Annotated in this window: 13 protein-coding genes; 1 reads left to right on the top strand and 12 read right to left on the bottom strand. The window is 40.6% G+C overall.

Annotation, left to right across the window (positions count from 1 at the left end; all coding sequences use genetic code 11):
* Window positions 1–28: 28 nt before the first annotated feature.
* From BacF7301_RS17585 to BacF7301_RS17535, 11 genes are all read right to left on the bottom strand, one after another.
* A complete protein-coding gene (locus BacF7301_RS17585) occupies window positions 29–1,900 on the bottom strand; it encodes a right-handed parallel beta-helix repeat-containing protein (protein ID WP_167964828.1) in 1,872 nt (623 codons plus the stop codon).
* A gap of 4 nt (window positions 1,901–1,904) precedes the next feature.
* Window positions 1,905–4,001: an aceric acid hydrolase gene (locus BacF7301_RS17580; RefSeq protein WP_167964826.1), complete on the bottom strand. Its 2,097-nt coding sequence runs from the start codon at window positions 3,999–4,001 to the stop codon at window positions 1,905–1,907.
* Between the two features lie 144 nt (window positions 4,002–4,145).
* Window positions 4,146–4,880, bottom strand: a complete 735-nt coding sequence (locus BacF7301_RS17575) for a DUF5131 family protein (RefSeq protein WP_167967240.1) — start codon at window positions 4,878–4,880, stop codon at window positions 4,146–4,148.
* A 151-nt stretch (window positions 4,881–5,031) separates the two neighbouring features.
* The gene (locus tag BacF7301_RS17570; protein ID WP_167964824.1) at window positions 5,032–5,430 is read right to left on the bottom strand and encodes a hypothetical protein; all 399 of its coding nucleotides are present in this window, start codon (window positions 5,428–5,430) and stop codon (window positions 5,032–5,034) included.
* Window positions 5,431–5,964: 534 nt separating this feature from the next.
* Complete coding sequence (locus BacF7301_RS17565) at window positions 5,965–6,741, bottom strand: DUF5106 domain-containing protein (RefSeq protein WP_245208260.1); 777 nt, start codon at window positions 6,739–6,741, stop codon at window positions 5,965–5,967.
* Window positions 6,742–6,943: 202 nt separating this feature from the next.
* Entirely contained in the window at window positions 6,944–8,575 is a 1,632-nt protein-coding gene (locus tag BacF7301_RS17560) for a fimbrial protein (protein ID WP_209319458.1), read from the bottom strand.
* A gap of 5 nt (window positions 8,576–8,580) precedes the next feature.
* Window positions 8,581–10,566 (bottom strand): hypothetical protein, encoded by a 1,986-nt coding sequence (locus tag BacF7301_RS17555; RefSeq protein ID WP_167964819.1) that lies wholly within the window; start codon window positions 10,564–10,566, stop codon window positions 8,581–8,583.
* Between the two features lie 22 nt (window positions 10,567–10,588).
* Window positions 10,589–11,557, bottom strand: coding sequence for a FimB/Mfa2 family fimbrial subunit (locus BacF7301_RS17550; RefSeq protein ID WP_209319537.1), 969 nt, complete (start codon window positions 11,555–11,557; stop codon window positions 10,589–10,591).
* 146 nt (window positions 11,558–11,703) lie between these two features.
* Complete coding sequence (locus tag BacF7301_RS17545; protein WP_167964816.1) at window positions 11,704–13,461, bottom strand: Mfa1 family fimbria major subunit; 1,758 nt, start codon at window positions 13,459–13,461, stop codon at window positions 11,704–11,706.
* A gap of 55 nt (window positions 13,462–13,516) precedes the next feature.
* Complete coding sequence (locus BacF7301_RS17540) at window positions 13,517–14,680, bottom strand: DUF3868 domain-containing protein (protein WP_167964814.1); 1,164 nt, start codon at window positions 14,678–14,680, stop codon at window positions 13,517–13,519.
* Window positions 14,681–14,688: 8 nt separating this feature from the next.
* Window positions 14,689–15,282 (bottom strand): DUF3575 domain-containing protein, encoded by a 594-nt coding sequence (locus BacF7301_RS17535; protein ID WP_167964813.1) that lies wholly within the window; start codon window positions 15,280–15,282, stop codon window positions 14,689–14,691.
* A gap of 259 nt (window positions 15,283–15,541) precedes the next feature.
* On the opposite strand from BacF7301_RS17535, the gene BacF7301_RS17530 reads away from it, so the two are divergent.
* Window positions 15,542–16,435, top strand: a complete 894-nt coding sequence (locus BacF7301_RS17530) for a helix-turn-helix domain-containing protein (protein WP_369805509.1) — start codon at window positions 15,542–15,544, stop codon at window positions 16,433–16,435.
* A 205-nt stretch (window positions 16,436–16,640) separates the two neighbouring features.
* Here BacF7301_RS17530 and BacF7301_RS17525 read toward each other — a convergent pair whose 3' ends face one another.
* Window positions 16,641–17,861, bottom strand: coding sequence for a site-specific integrase (locus tag BacF7301_RS17525; RefSeq protein WP_167964809.1), 1,221 nt, complete (start codon window positions 17,859–17,861; stop codon window positions 16,641–16,643).
* Between the last annotated feature and the right edge of the window lie 424 nt (window positions 17,862–18,285).

Raw genomic sequence — 18,285 nt, 5'->3', positions numbered from 1 at the left:
CTAACCAACTGTGTTATAAGAAATATCACTATCGGACATTCCGCAAATCCCTGTATTCTGCTTCCAATCCTGCACGTTCACGAATGGAGCTATCCACCTTAGGACCATTATTCTCCCATACATTGCCGGGACCATTGGCATTTTGCAGGTACTTCTCCCCTTCCGTCCAATTATCGCGTACGGTAATAAAGGAAGAGCCTTCATCCGTATATAGATAAAACCAGTGATTCGGGTCATGCACATAACTTGGTTTGTAAATACTGTGCACACAATTCTCCGTCACGTAACTTTTCGGCTGCGAGCCGAGGGTATAAACACCTGCCACATCGTACATATGCTTCGCATAATGATGAATCAGATTCGCATGAACCCTGTTATTACGCATGCAATTCACCGTTTGCGTCCAGCCCCATCCGAGGCTGATTCCACTATAAGGAACCTCACTGATTTCATTATGCTCAATGTTAATATCACTCACATATCCCGCAGCAATGGCAAGGCATCCCCAGTCCTCATTACCCACTTCCGTAAAATAGCAGTTATTGATTTGTTGATGGGTGCATACTTCCCGGCGGTCGGCAGGGTCGTAAGGCAAATGAGTTTCATGAGCCGCTGGAGAAAAACTACCGACTATCAAGCCATTCCCCGCAATATCACGGAAAAGACAACCACGGACTACACCGCCTTGTGTCGCTTCCTCATAATCCAATCCGGTAGAGCCTAAATGCTCAAACCGACAGCGTTCAAAATCAATCTGATTGGCAGCCGCCACACGGACAGCCGCAGCCGGACGTCCCAGCCATCCCTGATTATCCAGCGGATGATTCAGATAATTCCGTTGCATCTTTGGTTCTATCCGATAGCCGTCCGTCAGATACATACCTGCTTGAAGCGGCACATGCCCCTTTTCTGAAGGACGCATCCAAGTAGTGTATGAGAATGTAATTTTCTCAAAACGGATATTAGAGACAGGACGGTCTAATGTACCTTCCACCTGCACCAATGTTTCAACGGCAGGAATGATAATTTCCATACCGGCATCCTGCATCTTCTCTCCCTCTTTGGGGTAATAATAGACTTTACGGGTATTGATGTCATGGTACCATTCTCCCGGAACATCCAGCAATTCCTGTGCATTCGTCAGATAGAAAGCGGAATTATGTCCATTCGTCGTCACCATCGGACGCGGCCAAGGATGCTCAAATTGAATCCGGCTTTCCGGCTGATGAAAGCGTACCGCTGCACTATCGTCCTGAATCTCTACGGAACGGATACGCAGATTTGCCACACACCACATCTGATGAAGCACCATTTCCGCATATTCCGCTTTTAAAGTTCCTTTATTATCTATCAGTTTGCGAACAGCAGCCGCAGGAACATAAAGAATCTCATTCTTCTCGTCCACGCTGCAAATGCGGTTCATCTTCTCGAAGTCTTCCACATCACGGGCACGGACAGCTTTCTTGCCATCTATCCATAATTGCCGGAAATCCAACGGACGTCCATTGAATGTCGGCACGTCCGCTACCCAAAGTTTTCCTTGCTTTTTCCAGTTACGGATGCGCACGCCACCACTTAATATTGCTTCTTCACCGGAGATGGAACGAATTACCGTAGGAGATTCCTTTGTTCCGCCATCTTCCGGTCGAATAAAAACAGGTTCATGCAATGCATATGTTCCGCCTTCCATATAAATAGTGATTCCATCTTGAATACGGTTATCGCCTGTACGACGCCACTCCCGTGCCTGTCGCAAAGCCGAAGTCAGAGTTGCTTTCGGAGATTGCTTCGTGCCGTCATTGAAATCATTCCCTTTCGGAGAAACCCATATATCACCTGCCATAAGCGTGGAACTTATGGCAAGTAATGAACAAGCTATTTTTAAACTCTTTCCAATCATAGTCTTATCTTGTTAATGGCATCCATACCGTCATTTCTCCCTTTCCTCTGTTTCCCCAGGCATAATAAGGAATCAGACGGATATTCACGGTTCTTTCAGCCTGAGCCACCGGACGATAAAGCACTCCTTCCCAAGAAGCGGGAGATGCCAAACGTGCTGTCCCTTCAAGAGCCACTATCGGACTGCCTTCTATCGTTACTTTCTTAGGAGTCAATTTAATATCGGCAGGAATCAATACATTATCAATCTTTTCACCGTTTGCAATATCCATACTTTCCAGGCAGTAAACCAACGGCCCGCGTTTCACAACTACCTGATTACGGATTTCCTCTGCCAACGGATGAGCTTCAAGCAAACGGACAGGCATATCCATTGCGAGTTCCACTACATCGCCTTTTTTCCATACGCGATTGACTTCCGCATATGTATTCGCTTTTGCATCCATTTGCATCGGCTGCCCATTCACTTTTAATACAGCCTTTTCACACCATTCCGGGATACGAAGGAAAAGAGAGAAAGCACCCGCCTTACGGGGAACTTTATTCAACGTCACACGTACATTACCATCCCAAGGATAATCCGTCTCCTGTACCAAAGCAATTTCGCCTTTATCCTTCCAGTCCGTTGTTAATGTATTTGCGCCATATAAGTTGCAGTAAATACCTTCCGGACTCAATGTATATGCATAATTCTGTGCCTGGCACAGTGTACGCAATGTATTCGGCGGACAACAGAAACAACTGATATATTCCGTCCGTTCTTTCGGCCAGCGAAGCGTATAAGGCAAATCGGCACTGATACGCAACGGATTCGTATAGAAGTACTTCTTACCATCGAGACTAATCCCGCTCAGTACACTATTATAAAGGCAAGTCTCTACCAGTTCAGCATATTTCGCATCCCCCGTCACTTCCAGCATACGCCAGTTGAACAGCATATTGCCGATATTGGCACATGTTTCATTATGCGCGGTACTATTGGGCAACTGGTAAGGACGCCCATAACTCTGGTGCACTTTCTGGATACTGTCCGGCTCATAACAAGTACCATCAGGCGATGTACCATCATAAAGCGCTCCGCAGGCTCCGGTCACATACATTTTGCGGGTGACAATATCATTCCAGATACTAGTCAGATTCTTCATCAACTGCTGTTCTCCCGTCTCCGCATATACATCCGTTACTCCGGCATACAGATAATTGGCACGTACGGCGTGTCCCATTGCCCGATACTGGTCACGGAAAGGAATACGGTCCTGATTGTCATCCGTTCCATTTTCCACCATACCGCGAATATCAATCAGATTCTTGGAAAGTTCCAGATAACGGAGATTTCCGGTAGCACGATACATCTCGACCACCCCCATATAATGAGAAGGACAAATGGCATTACGAGCCAATTCGGCAGAAGCCGTTTCATAAAAATGACAAAGGAAGTCCGTTGCTTTCACAGCGGCATCGAAAAGAGTTGTCTTTCCGGTGGCACGGCGATGGACAATACCTGCCATCATCAAGTGTCCCAGATTATAAGTTTCAAAATTCAGACGATTGGCAAAAGCGCCTTTCTCATCTTCCGCACCTACTTTCGTGCCAATCACAGTCTGTTTGTGCTCATCGTTCAATGCATGAGAGTCAATCCCTTTATTCAGTTCCTCAATGATGACAGGCGTATGTATATAACCGTCTGCACGTTGGGCTTTTACGACACAAATTATAAAGTTGTCCATTAACTTATCCAACTCCGGGTCTTTATTAACAGCATAGACAGAAGCAACTCCTTCCATCCATTTATACATATCTCCGTCATGGAACGGCGGTCCCCAATGTTCGCCCTTGCACACACCGGACGCAATCTCAAAATTACGGAAACCGTGAGAGACTTCCGGTGCATTCCAAGTGTTCCACATACTTTGCAGGGAAGTCCGGCTAAACACATTAAAACGGTCGCCCCAAAAACCGTCCGTCCAATGTACGGCACCCATTCCGGTATTAGCCATTTTAGCAAAACGGCTCTGACTCATATCCGTCAATCCATTGCTTTGCGCAAATGCTCCCGTGACGGAGGCGGAAGCTAAAAAAAGTAACAGCTTTATCTGTTTCATTGAATATGGATAATTTTATAATTTACACTCTATCTTTAGAAAAAGACGTAATTATCCGCATTTTGTACTCAATAAAACAAAAGCGAAGACTGTCCTGCCCGGCAATCCCCGCTTTCTGTAAATCGTAGCCAAAAGAATGATTCGCTATTTTTCAGGAGTATAATTCAGCTCCGCCTTTCGTGCCTGCGAATGTTGAAACTGCCGGGCAACCTTATATTCATGTCCGTCTTTCAACAAATAACTTCCTGTCTGCTTAAACCAAAAACTGACATTAGCTTCCACACATTGCCGGCGAATATCCAATATCCAATCATAATCACATACGCGGGCTTCTTTCCCCGACTCTCCCCCGGCAACTACCTGTTCAACCCACTCTCCCAGTTCTCCCCTAAAATCAATCCGGCTGAGAAGAGGCTCACAGATAATGATTTTATGTTTAATTGGAGACGCCTTATAAATAGGCAGACGATAATCCACCCTGTCCTGATTTTCCATTGTACAGCAAATCGTCACATTATCATAACCGTCTCCCCAATCAGAGGGCAAACATTGTTGCAACCTGTCTATCCGTTTGGTGATGAAAAGAAAACGAAGGTCCTGACGTACCCGCATCATTTCCCATGCTTCAGCACGCCATTCGTCAGCATTCTCAATCAGAAAATCGGAAGTAAAACAAGTATATACCAAATTGCCTGAAGGAATTTTATACGTGCCGTTCTTTTTCCGTTGCAGAGGCAGGTCAAACTTTTCGGTCTTTGCCACAACCGAACTATCTTTCCCGTATTTGCCATCCGTACGATATACATAACAATGACGACAGCCTTCACTAAGTTTATGACAGCCATGCCAGAGATTCCACATCGAAGCTTTTTCACCCATTTTCTTTTTTTCTTCAAATGTATATCTTATCTGCCATATATCCATAAAAAGAGTGCACCTTTTTCTTCAACAGAAAAAAGGTGCACAAAACACAAACAAAACAAACAATAGAGCGACCTTCACAGGCAGCCGGTCGGTTAAGACCATATCTTTAATCCGCCCATCTCGATGCGGGCAATTTCTTCTTACAATAGGACTTCGTCCAGCTATACGATTTTCTTTTTCGCAGGTAAAGCGTATCTCCACAATGCTTTATCGCTTCCCAGTCAAAGATAGAATGATGTCTTATCATCCGTTCCCACCAATAAAGAAAATGATATGTAGACAAAGGTATTAACATAAACCACCAAGATAGCCATAATGACAATCCCAAGCCTGGTAACAATGTGAGGAAAAAACATTCCGTATATTGTCTCAAATGAATTCGGGCCTCCATTTCCTCCCAAATTTCCAAATACTTATAGCGCGTAAAGTAACAACCAAAAATCATAAAAGAATGTTTCTTCTTACCGAGAAAACATTTCGCCAAACGACTGTTATATAAAATCATTATCCCTAATACTGTTTGTAAGTTCCACCCTGCAAATGTCCGTATAATCGCGAATATGGCAAATTGTATTCATGTCTAAGAGAACAATACTTGTTCGGGAATATGACTATTAGCACAAATTTAAAATCCCATGTTTCGATATATACAAAAACATTCATCCAAAGATGCTCACTTTTGTGTTATTTGCATAATTCGGGGCATGTATATCTGATTATTAGAACAGAACAACCACCCCAGTTTAACTGGTCACTGATATTGAAACATATAGAATGAACGATATATTCCAATTATCTTCAATAATTCAACAAAGATACTACATTTATATGTATTTTATATGAAATATAGATAAAAATCATTCAATAATGCATTAATTTTAAAAGTGCATCCTCTTTCCCACCGGAAAGAAGATGCACAAACAAAACAAACAATAGTCTACCTTCACAGGCAGTAAATATAGGTTCATGAACCACTATCTAAATCATCAAATAATGGCAGGGGCATGAACCATCGGGGAAATGAGGTGCTTCACAGCAGCTACTTTGTAATATCATACTCGTTTAATAAATAATTGATAACTTCACTTATAGAAGAGGGTTCTTTCAATAATACTTGTTTATTCTCTCCCAATAGATATATAGAAGGAAGAGAACGTAAAGAATACAGCTCTTTTTCAAGCAGTATGTTCCTTGCGTCATAACCGTTTACCCACGGAGAAGGAAGAGAATGCTGATATTCTTTCCACGTCTCCATATCACCTTCCGTACAAATCGTAATAAGGGCGAGTTGTGGCAGAGCTAATCCGTTATGTTGTAAACAAGAGTTTATTATTGATGCCTCGGATAGCTCCCGCATTAATTCCCAGCAATGAATACAATCCGGATCATAAAACAGCAGTATAGTATATTTAGCAGGAATGTCCCATAGATTCTGATGCTTTCCGGTAGGAAGTATGAAATCAAAATCTGCCGCTTTAGTTCCTGCCCGATTCTTTTTAAGCATTTTCAGTTGATACAAAGGACGTACACGCATCATTCCATTCAGATGCCCGGAAACCAATGTCTCTTCCAATACTGAAATATAATAATTATCATTGCGTAACGGTGAGTCCGGCTCATACAAATGCCGTTCCAACTGCTTCAGAAACCAATGGCTTACCATTTCATTAACTTTAGTTCTCAATACCAGCTTCCTAAGACTTTCACAAGCCTTATTCTCTGTCAGCCCTGACAATCGGGAAAGATAATCCACTAACATTCTTTCAGTTGTAACCGACTTGTTTGTCCACCGGACGGTATCCGCAAAATCATACATATTCCAAAAACAATCTACCGATACAGTGTCCTTGTGTTGTACTGTCGCAGTATTTGGTTTATCTCTATTAGCGGAACAAGTGCATAAAAACAAGAACATGCCCGAAATAGTATAAAATCGTAATTTTATTCTCCGCTTATTCATATTCTACAATTTGATATATTCATCCTCATATCTCCTTTCACTCTTGACACTATTTGAATTATCCTTCCTGACGTATCCGAAGTTCAAAATATCCATTCCTACCAAACAGACGCACCTTTCCTTCACGTGCATTGCCTGTGCCATTTTCCTTTACATGGACAAAAATGTAATCATTAGCAGAGTCTAACTGCGGATAAATAATAGCGCCTTCGTGCCGTTGTTCAGCTATCCCGATCCAATCACATGAGCCGACCACTTCTCCGTAATTCGTATATAGTATAGGGAGCACTGTATATGAGCGACCGATAGAGGAATGACGTTCAACAGTTACCGTTTTTTGTAGAACACCATATTGGATAATACTTGTAAATGAGTATTCCGTACCTGCATCTTCACTTGATTCCGTGAAACATAAGTCCATCTCAACGGGATTATCAGGAATATCATTACAAACTGTTTCCCCCATTATTTCTGTCCCGTTTGCTTTCACCGTTATCAATCCACGCTGAAGATTGGGATAGTCCGGGTCAAACATGGTGTAACCTTCCAATGATTCATCCCGGATGCACCGGTAGAAATGACCTAACACAAAAGAATTCAAGGTTTCATTACTATATATAATCCAACGGGAATTTTCAAATCCCATCTGATAACCATTCTGCAAATAATTCTCTTGATAATCATGTGTACCATTATACTCTAATAACATGAATGCTTCCATATCATTAGTAAATCCATTCTTTTCCGCATTCTCGAATGAATTAGCGCCAAATCCCGTAACACTCCGGATATTCAGTTTATAGTAATCATTGCCTACAATTGAATTCAACGGAACTTTTTCTCCTGTAGCATCATCTATTGTACATAAACGGAGTTTATAGTATCCTTCTCTTTCTGTCCCATCCGCTGCCGTATATTTTCCATGTACGACAATGTGAAATCCTTTATGTGCATCCAAACCCATATTCCGAATCTGATACAGATAAATAGGAGTTGACAAAGGGGCAAGGTTACTGACAGACAAAGTGGACGGACTGGTATAATCCACATCTGCCAATACAGAGGCTGACACAGGACAACCCAACCAATCTATTGAAATCAAATTAAAATTGCCGGCTGTTACCCCCACACTGAATTTCGCAACATTCCGTTTTAAACTGAAACCATTACTACCATCACTTTCCATCGCATTACGAATAGCTATCATGTTGAGTGATGAAAGAGTAATACGCCTGGTAGCCATAACAAAGGGTGGTTTTACAAGTGCTTCCGTACTTGTGGATATCTTGCTTTCCAAGTCCTGTAAAGTATGTATTGTCCCTGCTTCCATAGGATAATTAGCTATCAGATACAATGTATGTTCTCCTGTGGCTGAAGGAATGTTTACTGTCGTCTTATATTCATTTCCAGTCCATTCCAATACAGGATGCTGATGATAAACAACATCTCCCATATGGTCGAATATAAGGAAGTCCATACTTTCAACCTTTGCTTCATCGGCAGGAGTAGCTGTTCCCCGTGTATGCACTACAGACTCTTGTTGCACGCTCAGTCTCAAAACCATTTGTTCCTGTACGTCTGTCGTATCGTTGGTATCCGACATTTCATCACTATTGCAAGCTTCCAAAGAGAAAAGCAATGCAAACAGGAATAATTGAATATATTTCTTTTTTACTATCATATCTATCATTTCTCTTATCCAATAGGGGTATAACGCAGTTTCACACAACGCACCGTATGTCTCCCATTTCGCAATTCATCCGTCGTGGCACTTCCGTCCGGATCACTCATGGTTGCTACAATGAAGGTGCCATCCTCATTCTTTCCCCAATAACTGTCCGAAAAGAAATTATTGGGAAGCCCGTTGGTTCCGGCATTCAGGAAAACATAATTCATTTCCTTTCCTGTAGGCAACCTCCATCCACTGCCTAAATTTGTACATATAGAGGACGCATTTCCCTTCGTGACATTCGTTACATCTGAACTTGAGACTATAAAATCTGAAAGTTCAGGGGGACGGACATCAAGGGTACAGTTATAGCGATATTGTTTATTCTCTTTATAATTGTCTATGAGATGTCCTGATCCGTAACTTACATACGCCTTTCTGTCATTTGTATCATGTTCCTCTATGCACCATGCTTCAGCAGAATTAATCGCCCAATTTTCACGTATGGTAGCTAATCTCCAGCATCCCTTCCCTCTTATTGCATCATTCTCATTTACCTCTTCAGGATAATATTTCCTACATCCAGTTTCCTGAGTGGCTCTTTTATAAAACTCATCATTATAAATACCTGTACGGATCCAGTTTGCCTCTTCCCAATACCCCATGGCTTCAGCCCAGGTAACAGGATTATTTCCGACACGAATTGTTTCTGATCTATAAAGTTGCAGATTAAGCTCAACAGATGCGGTACCCGATTTTAATGTAGTCACATATATAATATCATTACCAGTATTCCAGTTTCCACGTCTGAACCCGACACGCCCGCTTTTTTGATTCGCGTCATCATATTCTATTGTCATCTGCAGTTGATTACCGATTGTCACCTCATCGGGAAGTTTCACTTCAACTGGAGCGTTACAAGCAAAACGCACATACGAGTAAAAACGTAACGACTTTACTTCAACCGTCTTTTTGTTGACAGCAAGAAAGCTAGCTCCCGTTATTTCAATCGGAACATTGATTTCCGACCATCCGGAAACGTTGGATTTCACTTCAAGAGACTCTTCCCCATAACCGGTAACCGCTTTAATATTCAAACTATAATGCCTGTTGCGGGTTATATTCCATTCGGTAGAATGTGAATCAATAGAATTCATTGCGTCACCAATCGGCAGAGTATATATACGGGTGATTCCTCTTGATGTTCCTTTAATACGCAATGCCATTCTGTAAATCTCATCCATCGGCAGATATTCCGGCAAATATATATCGCCGGATGACCATGCGAAATGATTCTGTTCCGTACTGCCATTTCCCAATGAGAAAACACGGTTATCCAGAAACCCCTCTTCTATCTTGTATTTATTGGGAACCAGAGAACTGTATTTCGGAGTACGGAGTAGCTCCATAGACTCAAAATTGACATATTCGCCCGTAGGATTTCCATTTTCACAAATCTCCGTACTGAGATCAAACTTCACACTTAACTTGGCAATTACCCGTTGCAGCTTTATCTCCAGTTTTGATACAGGAACGGATGCCCCCTCCGGATATATCTCATTTTTACTTCGTACATTCACATTGAGCAACTGCCGGAAAAATACAAATTTTGAAGCACTCAGGCTGCTTTCCGTATTCATCTGAATATTTTTCAAATCTTCAGGGCTGTTGATTCCGGAAAGATCTACCGGCTCATTTCCTATCACATAAATATCATTGTATCCTATATAGGTAATGGCAACATGATCTTCATTTATATCTATCAATTGATTGCTGACTAAAACTTTAGGGCCGTAAGGATTTGAAGTGCGTGTCGAAAAAATGATAACACGCAATTGTGATACCTCATTTTCATCCCCTGCAACAAGTTTCGGCATGATACTGACAGGAATTTCCTTGCCTTCCCCCTGGCCATTACTATCGGAAGATGCTTCTATTCCGTCAGTACAAGCAGTGAGCAGATATAATAATGTCACAACGAAGCTATATATATAAACTAATTTCAGTCTCATTCTCTCGTTTAATTATAAAGTATCACATTTCCGTATCCTGCAATATGATTGTCCACCCTGATACGGTAACTGCCGTTTGCATATAAGTATCCGTATCACCGTCCAAATCATCTATAAGCGATATTTCTACTTCATACACATCCTGCCGGTCAAGTTCCGACTGGATGCGGGTATATGGATGCATCCTGATAAGTTCGACTAAGTCAGAACGGTAGAGTTCCTTGATTGTACCGTCCTGCATCAACCGTTCTATCAGTAGCGTCAATTTTTCCCCTTCCACCAAACGCATCAAAGAAAAAACGCCTGCAAATTGATTCCATGCATCATTATTGGTGCCCTGATATGGATAATATGTCAATTCGTTGCCCGAAGCAACTACAGAATTATCAAATTTATAAGTCGCCCCTTTAGGGTCAACCACACGGACACGCACGCCATCCGCACAGCGGTGAATACATGGTATTCCGCTTTTTTCAAACCACTTCACATTCAGATGCAAATGATTCTCATTCTTTATAAATGAAAGAACTTCTGTGTGTTCCTTCACATCGTTTACTTCTACTTGTTTCATAGCATGAAAAACAGGAGTCAGTTTATGGTTCACGCTACGGTCTTCAACTGCGTTGAGTGATAATAACGCCTGCTCAAGCGTAGTCTGTCCGGCAATAAAGGCCGGTTGCAAAGTGACTTCATCAGTCAGGTTTCCCCATGCCACCAACGTATAGCTACCGGCAGAAAGTTCCGGGTCAATCCGAAAATCTTTCGGGAAAGGCTCCCCTTTACGAGTTATGCATTTCAGAAAACATCCGGCTGCATCAAATACATACAAGTCTATTTGCTGTACGTCGATGTCGAAACGATCGGGGCAAGTATTGTCCGTGTGATGAACATATTCGAAAGCCACCTGGAAACTTCCCTGCGGACAACCGGAAAAATCTTCATTAACGCATCCTGTAATAAGCCATAATAGCACTGATATGTATGCCACCATCCTTCTTTTCCGGTAAAATGTATTATCCTTGAAGTGCATGTTAAATTGTTATTGAGGGGGATTTTAGATTCCTTCACCGGGGCAACTCCCCGGCAAAAGAATCCGTTAAAATCTATTTTTAATGAACCGGCAAAAACTAATAATAATTACATTCCCAGTTCTGCATCCTGTTCAACTTTCGTCCATGGTTCCACAGTGATATGTGCCTGCATATACGTTTTCTGGTTGATAGGATCTGTCGGGTCGACAGTTACATCTTCGTCATCAGGATAACCAATTGAAGTAATTCTTGAGATGTTTACATTGTAAAAACGGTTGCGCATTACTGAATAGAACAGGTTGTTGGCTTCCGTCTTTCCGTCCATATTATCTTCAACATTCACACGATAGTAACAAGTACCTCCGGTGTACTGGAAAATACGTATTGTTCCTTCAACACTTTCCTTATAGCCCGGTTGTGCATCCTTAGGATGAGAATATTTCTTGATGGTAACAACTGAATAAATACCTTCAGAAGTAGAGAATGAACTTCCATAATATACACTTACAGGATTTTCTATATCACCTTCGTCAACGGCACTTCCCTCGTCTACGGCATTTAACCATTTCTGTTTTCCGGCTTTATTCAAATAAGTCTTTAAAATCATGCCCAAGCCATAGGTTGCCAAGTTTCCACTAAAGTCTGCAGGAGCCGTATAAATCTGATTTTCCCATTCCGGGACAATAAAATATGGCGGTACGTCTTTTCCTCCTGTAGTATAATCAGTTCCGTCTAATTTATTTTCGATAGTAAGATTGCTACTACCATCACTTTTCACTTCAACAGCATTAATCATCACATTAGCCGCCGGAGCAAATACACCTTTCACCAACACATAAGTAGTGTTTCCCCTTACTGGTGTCTGATTGGAGTTCTCCGGCAAATATATAGACTTTATAGCTTCCCCATCAGTACTTGCTTTCAAATCCAAATCCGGCTCATTAACCTCGTCATAATATTTAGCGAAATCTTCAAATGTAGAGCTAGTATTAGTCATTGTATAAAACGGTGTAAGGAAACCATTAGCCTGATTATGCAGAAACATATAGCTCTGAACCGGAAGATTACGAACGGCAAATGTCGGAGTAAGCAATTTGCCTAATGTCTTACTTTCACCATCTTTCAATATCAAAGCGTCCGCATTTGCATAAGTAGCCTGCAATTTGGCAGCAGCACGGGATATGGACACCTCCAAATGATTATTTTGCTCCATTTCCGCCGAACTTTCATACGACGGTTTCGAGCAATCCTCAGCAGAGACCCCCGGATATAATGTATATTCGGTTACCTTCAATACGTTTGTCATCAGGAAACCATTGGTCTCCGCATTCCCATTACCGGATATTTTGTCAAAGTTGCCTACACGCGCTACAGCAGGTGCCGTTTCTATACCTTTGGTATGGGCAATACGTCCTGCCTTTGTACAATGCGTCAAAGTAACAGCTTCAAATTGAGCAGTTGTAGTGGTAGACGTAATCCATTCATCCTGCATATTGGCTACTACATACACTTTCTTTTTACCGGAAGTTAATTTCAATACAGCAGTGTGCTCCGTACCATGTTCATCTACAGTAACATTATCCGTCTTTGCTTCAAAGCTACCGGATTCATTGAAGATATAAGCCCGCAGATTTTTGATGTTTTTTTCTGTAGTAGTACCTTCATGTGTATCACCTGTTGCACGTGTGACACCATCTTTGCCAAGTTTAAATACGAACTTCGCCCAAGTAGGCTCTCCCTCTACGACCTCGATATTACCGTTGCCGTTGCTTCTTTCTTCGCCTAACTTGTCATCATTGCTACAAGCAACAAATGTCATTGTTGCCAGTGCAAATACTCCGATTAAAAAATCATTCTTTCCCATTTCTTGTTTTACAATTAAAATATTAATAAAAAAATAAACTATTATATATTGATACCTATATGTCCTTGTCCTTCATCCGATAATACACCTTTATGTAGCCGGCCCGGCGCAGTTGAGGGAAGAAATGCTCTTTCAGAAAACGATAAGGCACTCCCTTTTTGAGACGTTGCAACTGCCCTTCACGCCCTTTTCCTATTGGAACGGAATCAATAATCTTCAATACATCCGCACGATCTGCCATATCAGAACGTTCCACTTTATAGCGTAACTCTTCCCAACCCTCATCGCCATTCACCAAAGCAAAACAACTATCCGGCAAAGCAATCCGGCTGGTTATATATTGTTTCAACGCTTCAGCCCTTTTTCCCGACAATTGTTTGTTGAAGTCAAAAGCACCTTCCGGTGAGGATAGTCCTAATAATACCACACGGGCAATTTCAACTTCCGGGTCTTCACTTATCCGGCGGGTCACATCAATGATATGCTCCAACACTTTCTCGTTATCCAAATAACTATTGTCTATTTCAGCTTTTGCCAGTTTAAAATAAACGATTTGTGCTCCTTCCTGCTCACCGGCTAGAAGCTTTCTATCCGTCGAATAATTCTCTATCGGTTCTACAAATTTCTCTGTTTCGGCAAGTATTTCCGTAACGCATTTATGCGGCAATATTTCCGGCACTTCCGCTTTATCCTTTATTTCCGGTTTAACAATAGAATATTCTTCCGACCGGTTCCATGCTAACAATTCCACCATATCCAACTCTTTTTCCATACAGCACCTTCTAAGCTGCCGTCGCAACAGTAATTTAGCCTGCCATACCCAAAGTTCGTTTACTAACATGGGAGTCGAATAACTGATTGTATTCCATTGCCGATTGGCTACCATATATATGGAATCTTTTTCCGTTTCGGAAGGATGCAGCACTTCTTTCCTTCGAACTATCTTTTCCCGTATTTTGCCGTTTACCCGTATGGAAGGAAACGTAAAAGACTGATTTCCTCTTATATCTATTAATATAGGTGTAAGCGACAATTCATCATTTGCTTTAGTGATACCGGGGGCAACCAACAGATTAAATCTCAAACTTACGGAATCCCCTTGTAGATTCTTCTCTATCGAAAAATCTTTTATTTTGATGGAATCACAGTTTTGGGCAGAAGTTGATATAGCCGTCATACTCACAAAAAAGGAAGATATTATAATCAGAAAACTGTTCATTGGAAATATTATTTAAGTAAATATATAATGGAAATAGCAGCACGTGTGGGACCTAAATAATTACGGTTCTTTACACTTATACGTTTACCACACTCTTTGCACGGGTATTTACTATAATGCAGGCGTGCATAGCCTACTCCTAACGTTCCCTCCACACTCCAACGTGGTGAAAGAACCCATTGGTAGCCATAGCTAAATCCAAATCCGGCAAGATTCCCTTGTCTTCTAAAGTCACCCAGTCCGAGGTATCGGATATTACTAATATTATATTGTCCGTAAAATAGATGTCCGCCAAAGAAATGTCCGTTGAACCGTTCGCATAGCCAATACCGAAATTCAGGTTGTATCAGCCAATGCTTCATTTTTCTATTGTTAGAGCCATAACCATTTTTACCCAAGGGAAATGGATTGTATGCTGCCCATAAATCAATAGTCAGTTTTGGAGATATCCCCCATTCTACCCCAATATTCGGAGTTTGCATTACACCGCCATATAGCAAGTTCGTTTTTATAGCTACATCCTGCGCGTTTACCAATAAGTGTTTTGTCAGAAAAAACATAAAGAAGAATATACTTGCTTTATTTTTTATATATCTGTTCATATGCCCGTGTTTTGTTTGAGACTTTGCTTCATCTCTATTTCATGATAGAGACTGAAACAAATACATTTGCTATAAAATACTAATTATAAGATAGTTATAATAATAGATAAATATGTATTTGTTTCATTATTATATATTGTGAAAGGAAAACAAGAAGAACTTAAAATAAGATATTGGCATTTAATCTATTAAGAATATAAATGCTGAAACAATTGTGAAACATACAAGCCAAACAAATTAAATAACTATATTTTATAAGATGAAACTTATGCAAAACGAACTACTTTATCTTGAGGAGCACCTGTCATGCCAAAACTATATGGCAACTGTCAAAACCGGATTCAAACACATTGAATTTGCAGAAAATGCTGAATTTGGGGAGAACAATGCAAATAAGAATTATTTGTTATTCTTTCTCAAAGGAGATTTTACAATAAATTGCAACCAGTTCCATAACAGGATATTTCATGCCGGAGATATGATATTGATTCCACGCTCAGCACATTTCAAAGGAGTGGCAAAAGGAAAAGCAAGCATAGTATCCATGTTCTTTGATAGTCCCGAATGGTATTGCGACAAACTTATATTTCATTCACTATCAATATTTTGCAATAACGAAAAATACGAATTTGAACCCATTAAAATCCGATACCCGTTAACCGCCTTTTTAGAGCTGCTAAGCTACTGCATCAAAAATACAATGAACTGTTCACATTTGCATGACCTGATGCAACGGGAGTTCTTCTTCCTGCTTCGAGGTTTTTACAAAAAACAGGAGATAGCTATGTTATTTTATCCTATTATCGGAAAAGAAATGGACTTCAAGGATTTTGTAATGCGCAACTATACCAAAGTCAGCAATATCGAACAACTCATTTCGTTGTCTAATTTAGGAAGAAGCCGTTTCTTTACCAAATTCAACGAAGCCTTTGGAATGACAGCCAAACAATGGATGCTGAAACAGAAGAACCAACAGATTTTGGAAAAGATGACAGAGCCCGGCATATATATTAAAGATGTTGTCGAGGAATTGGGATTTGACTCGCAGGTTTACTTCAGCCGTTACTGCAAACATCACTTCGGATGTACTCCAAGTCAATTAATGAAGCGTTGTCAGGCTGATAATAAAGCTATTCGGCACACAAAATCCTGAATTGTACAAAATGAATAAATTATTGTACTTTTTGATAAATGCTATAATGAAAAAAAGGGCTTACTTTGCAGCAAATTAATCACTGAATAAACAGAGTGCTTTAATTCCATCTCTATCATGAAATAGATTACAGTGCTGCAAATATATATAAAAAATTAATACTATATATTCTTTTTACAAATTATAATGCAGAAAAAACAAGTATCTAAGATAAATTGGTCACCATACTATTTACCTTATCAAGTAAGGACACATCAAATTCTTTCAAATAAATGCGAGTCATCTCTTCCGAAGTATGTCCCAAACCCGCACTGATTACAGAAACAGGTGCACCGTAGTCGCGGGCAAGGGTAGCCCAAGTATGCCGGGCGGTGTAAGTAGTCAAAGGTACTTTAATATTTGCCATGGCAGCGATTCTCCTTAGATGACGGTTGATACGCCCCAACGCCAAACGATACAACTTGTATTCTGATGAATCCTGTTTGTCAAGAATAGGAAATATATATTCTCCCGCAGCTTTATACTTATCCATAATCTCCTGCATTTGAGGAGTTACAGCGATGCGGATTAATTGCTTTGACTTGTGACGGGAATAAGTCAGTATGCCGTTGCAAATACTGGACTTTTTCAGAAGTACAATATCGACAAAAGCCATTCCTTGTGCATAGAAACTAAACAAATATAGGTCACGGGAAAATTCCAGTTCCGAAACATCTTCCAACATAAGGTTTGCCAAAGACTGGAGATTTTCCCGAGTGAGGGCACGTTTCACCGTCTTTTCCGGGCGGGTCTGCGCTTTTACAAAAGGATATTCGTTATGAGAATGGCAACCGTCCACTATAGCCTGATTGTACAGAATCCTAAAATTCCGCAAATAATAGCTTATTGTATTGCTGGTGACCCCAGTGCTATACAAGAAATCTTCATATCGCCGGACAAAGCGTAAATCAATCGCCGGAATCCGAATATCCGAATTATTCAGAAACTTAGCTAATGATGAACGCGTGCTTTTGTATGCCGCAGCCATCCCGTCTTTTTTCAGCTCCTTTTTTCGCTCTATTTGTGCATCAATATACCGTAATAAGTAAAATTGCTGCTTGACATTTTTATGAACGCATGGTGTTAAAATATCTTCCACAGTATAAAAAACTCTAGTCTGTTTAAGATGCCGGATTCTTGTGTGAATTGTACTTCTTATTTTCCGCAGTTCACGATTCATTTTTGCTATATCTGCAACAGAAAAAGCAGAGTCCGCACCACTAGCAATAATCTTTTCTTCCTGCTTGTCAAAAGCTTCCTCTTTTATATGGTAACCCGAATACAATAACTTCTTTCGTCTATTATGTATCACTTGAAATACCAAAGGGTAACTGCCACTATTTAATCTCCTACCCTTGTTTAACATGAGTCTAACTGATGTTATCATACTTTTATTTTTTTATTATGGTAAAATTACAAAGTTTACACGCAAAACAAGCAGTATCTTGAAAAGTTTAACTGCCTCAAGAATAGTTATCTAATAAGGGTATTTATATTCTTACCAATATGCTTTTACATTAAGCCTATTTGTAGAGATACTGAATTCAGAAGTATACCATAAGTTATATATCATTACATAAAGCATCTGCCTGAAAAAGGTTTTATTTTGAAGAATGAGGGGATTAGGCATAGCTTTAGTAATGGAGTTAAAGGGGCGGTCTGTTCCTTTTAAAGGAAGAGGTCATTCCTCGGTGTGCAACGGGTCGTTTCTTTTAAAGGAACGACCCGTTGGTTTTAAAGGAAAAACAGATACTTACAACTATCTGATATACAGATTATTGTCAAACATATATTCCATAAGACATCTCTTG

The sequence above is a fragment of the Bacteroides faecium genome, from assembly GCF_012113595.1.
GTDB classification, from domain to species: Bacteria; Bacteroidota; Bacteroidia; order Bacteroidales; family Bacteroidaceae; genus Bacteroides; species Bacteroides faecium.
Note: the sequence above shows the minus strand (reverse complement) of the source record. Positions and strands in the feature narration are given on the sequence as shown.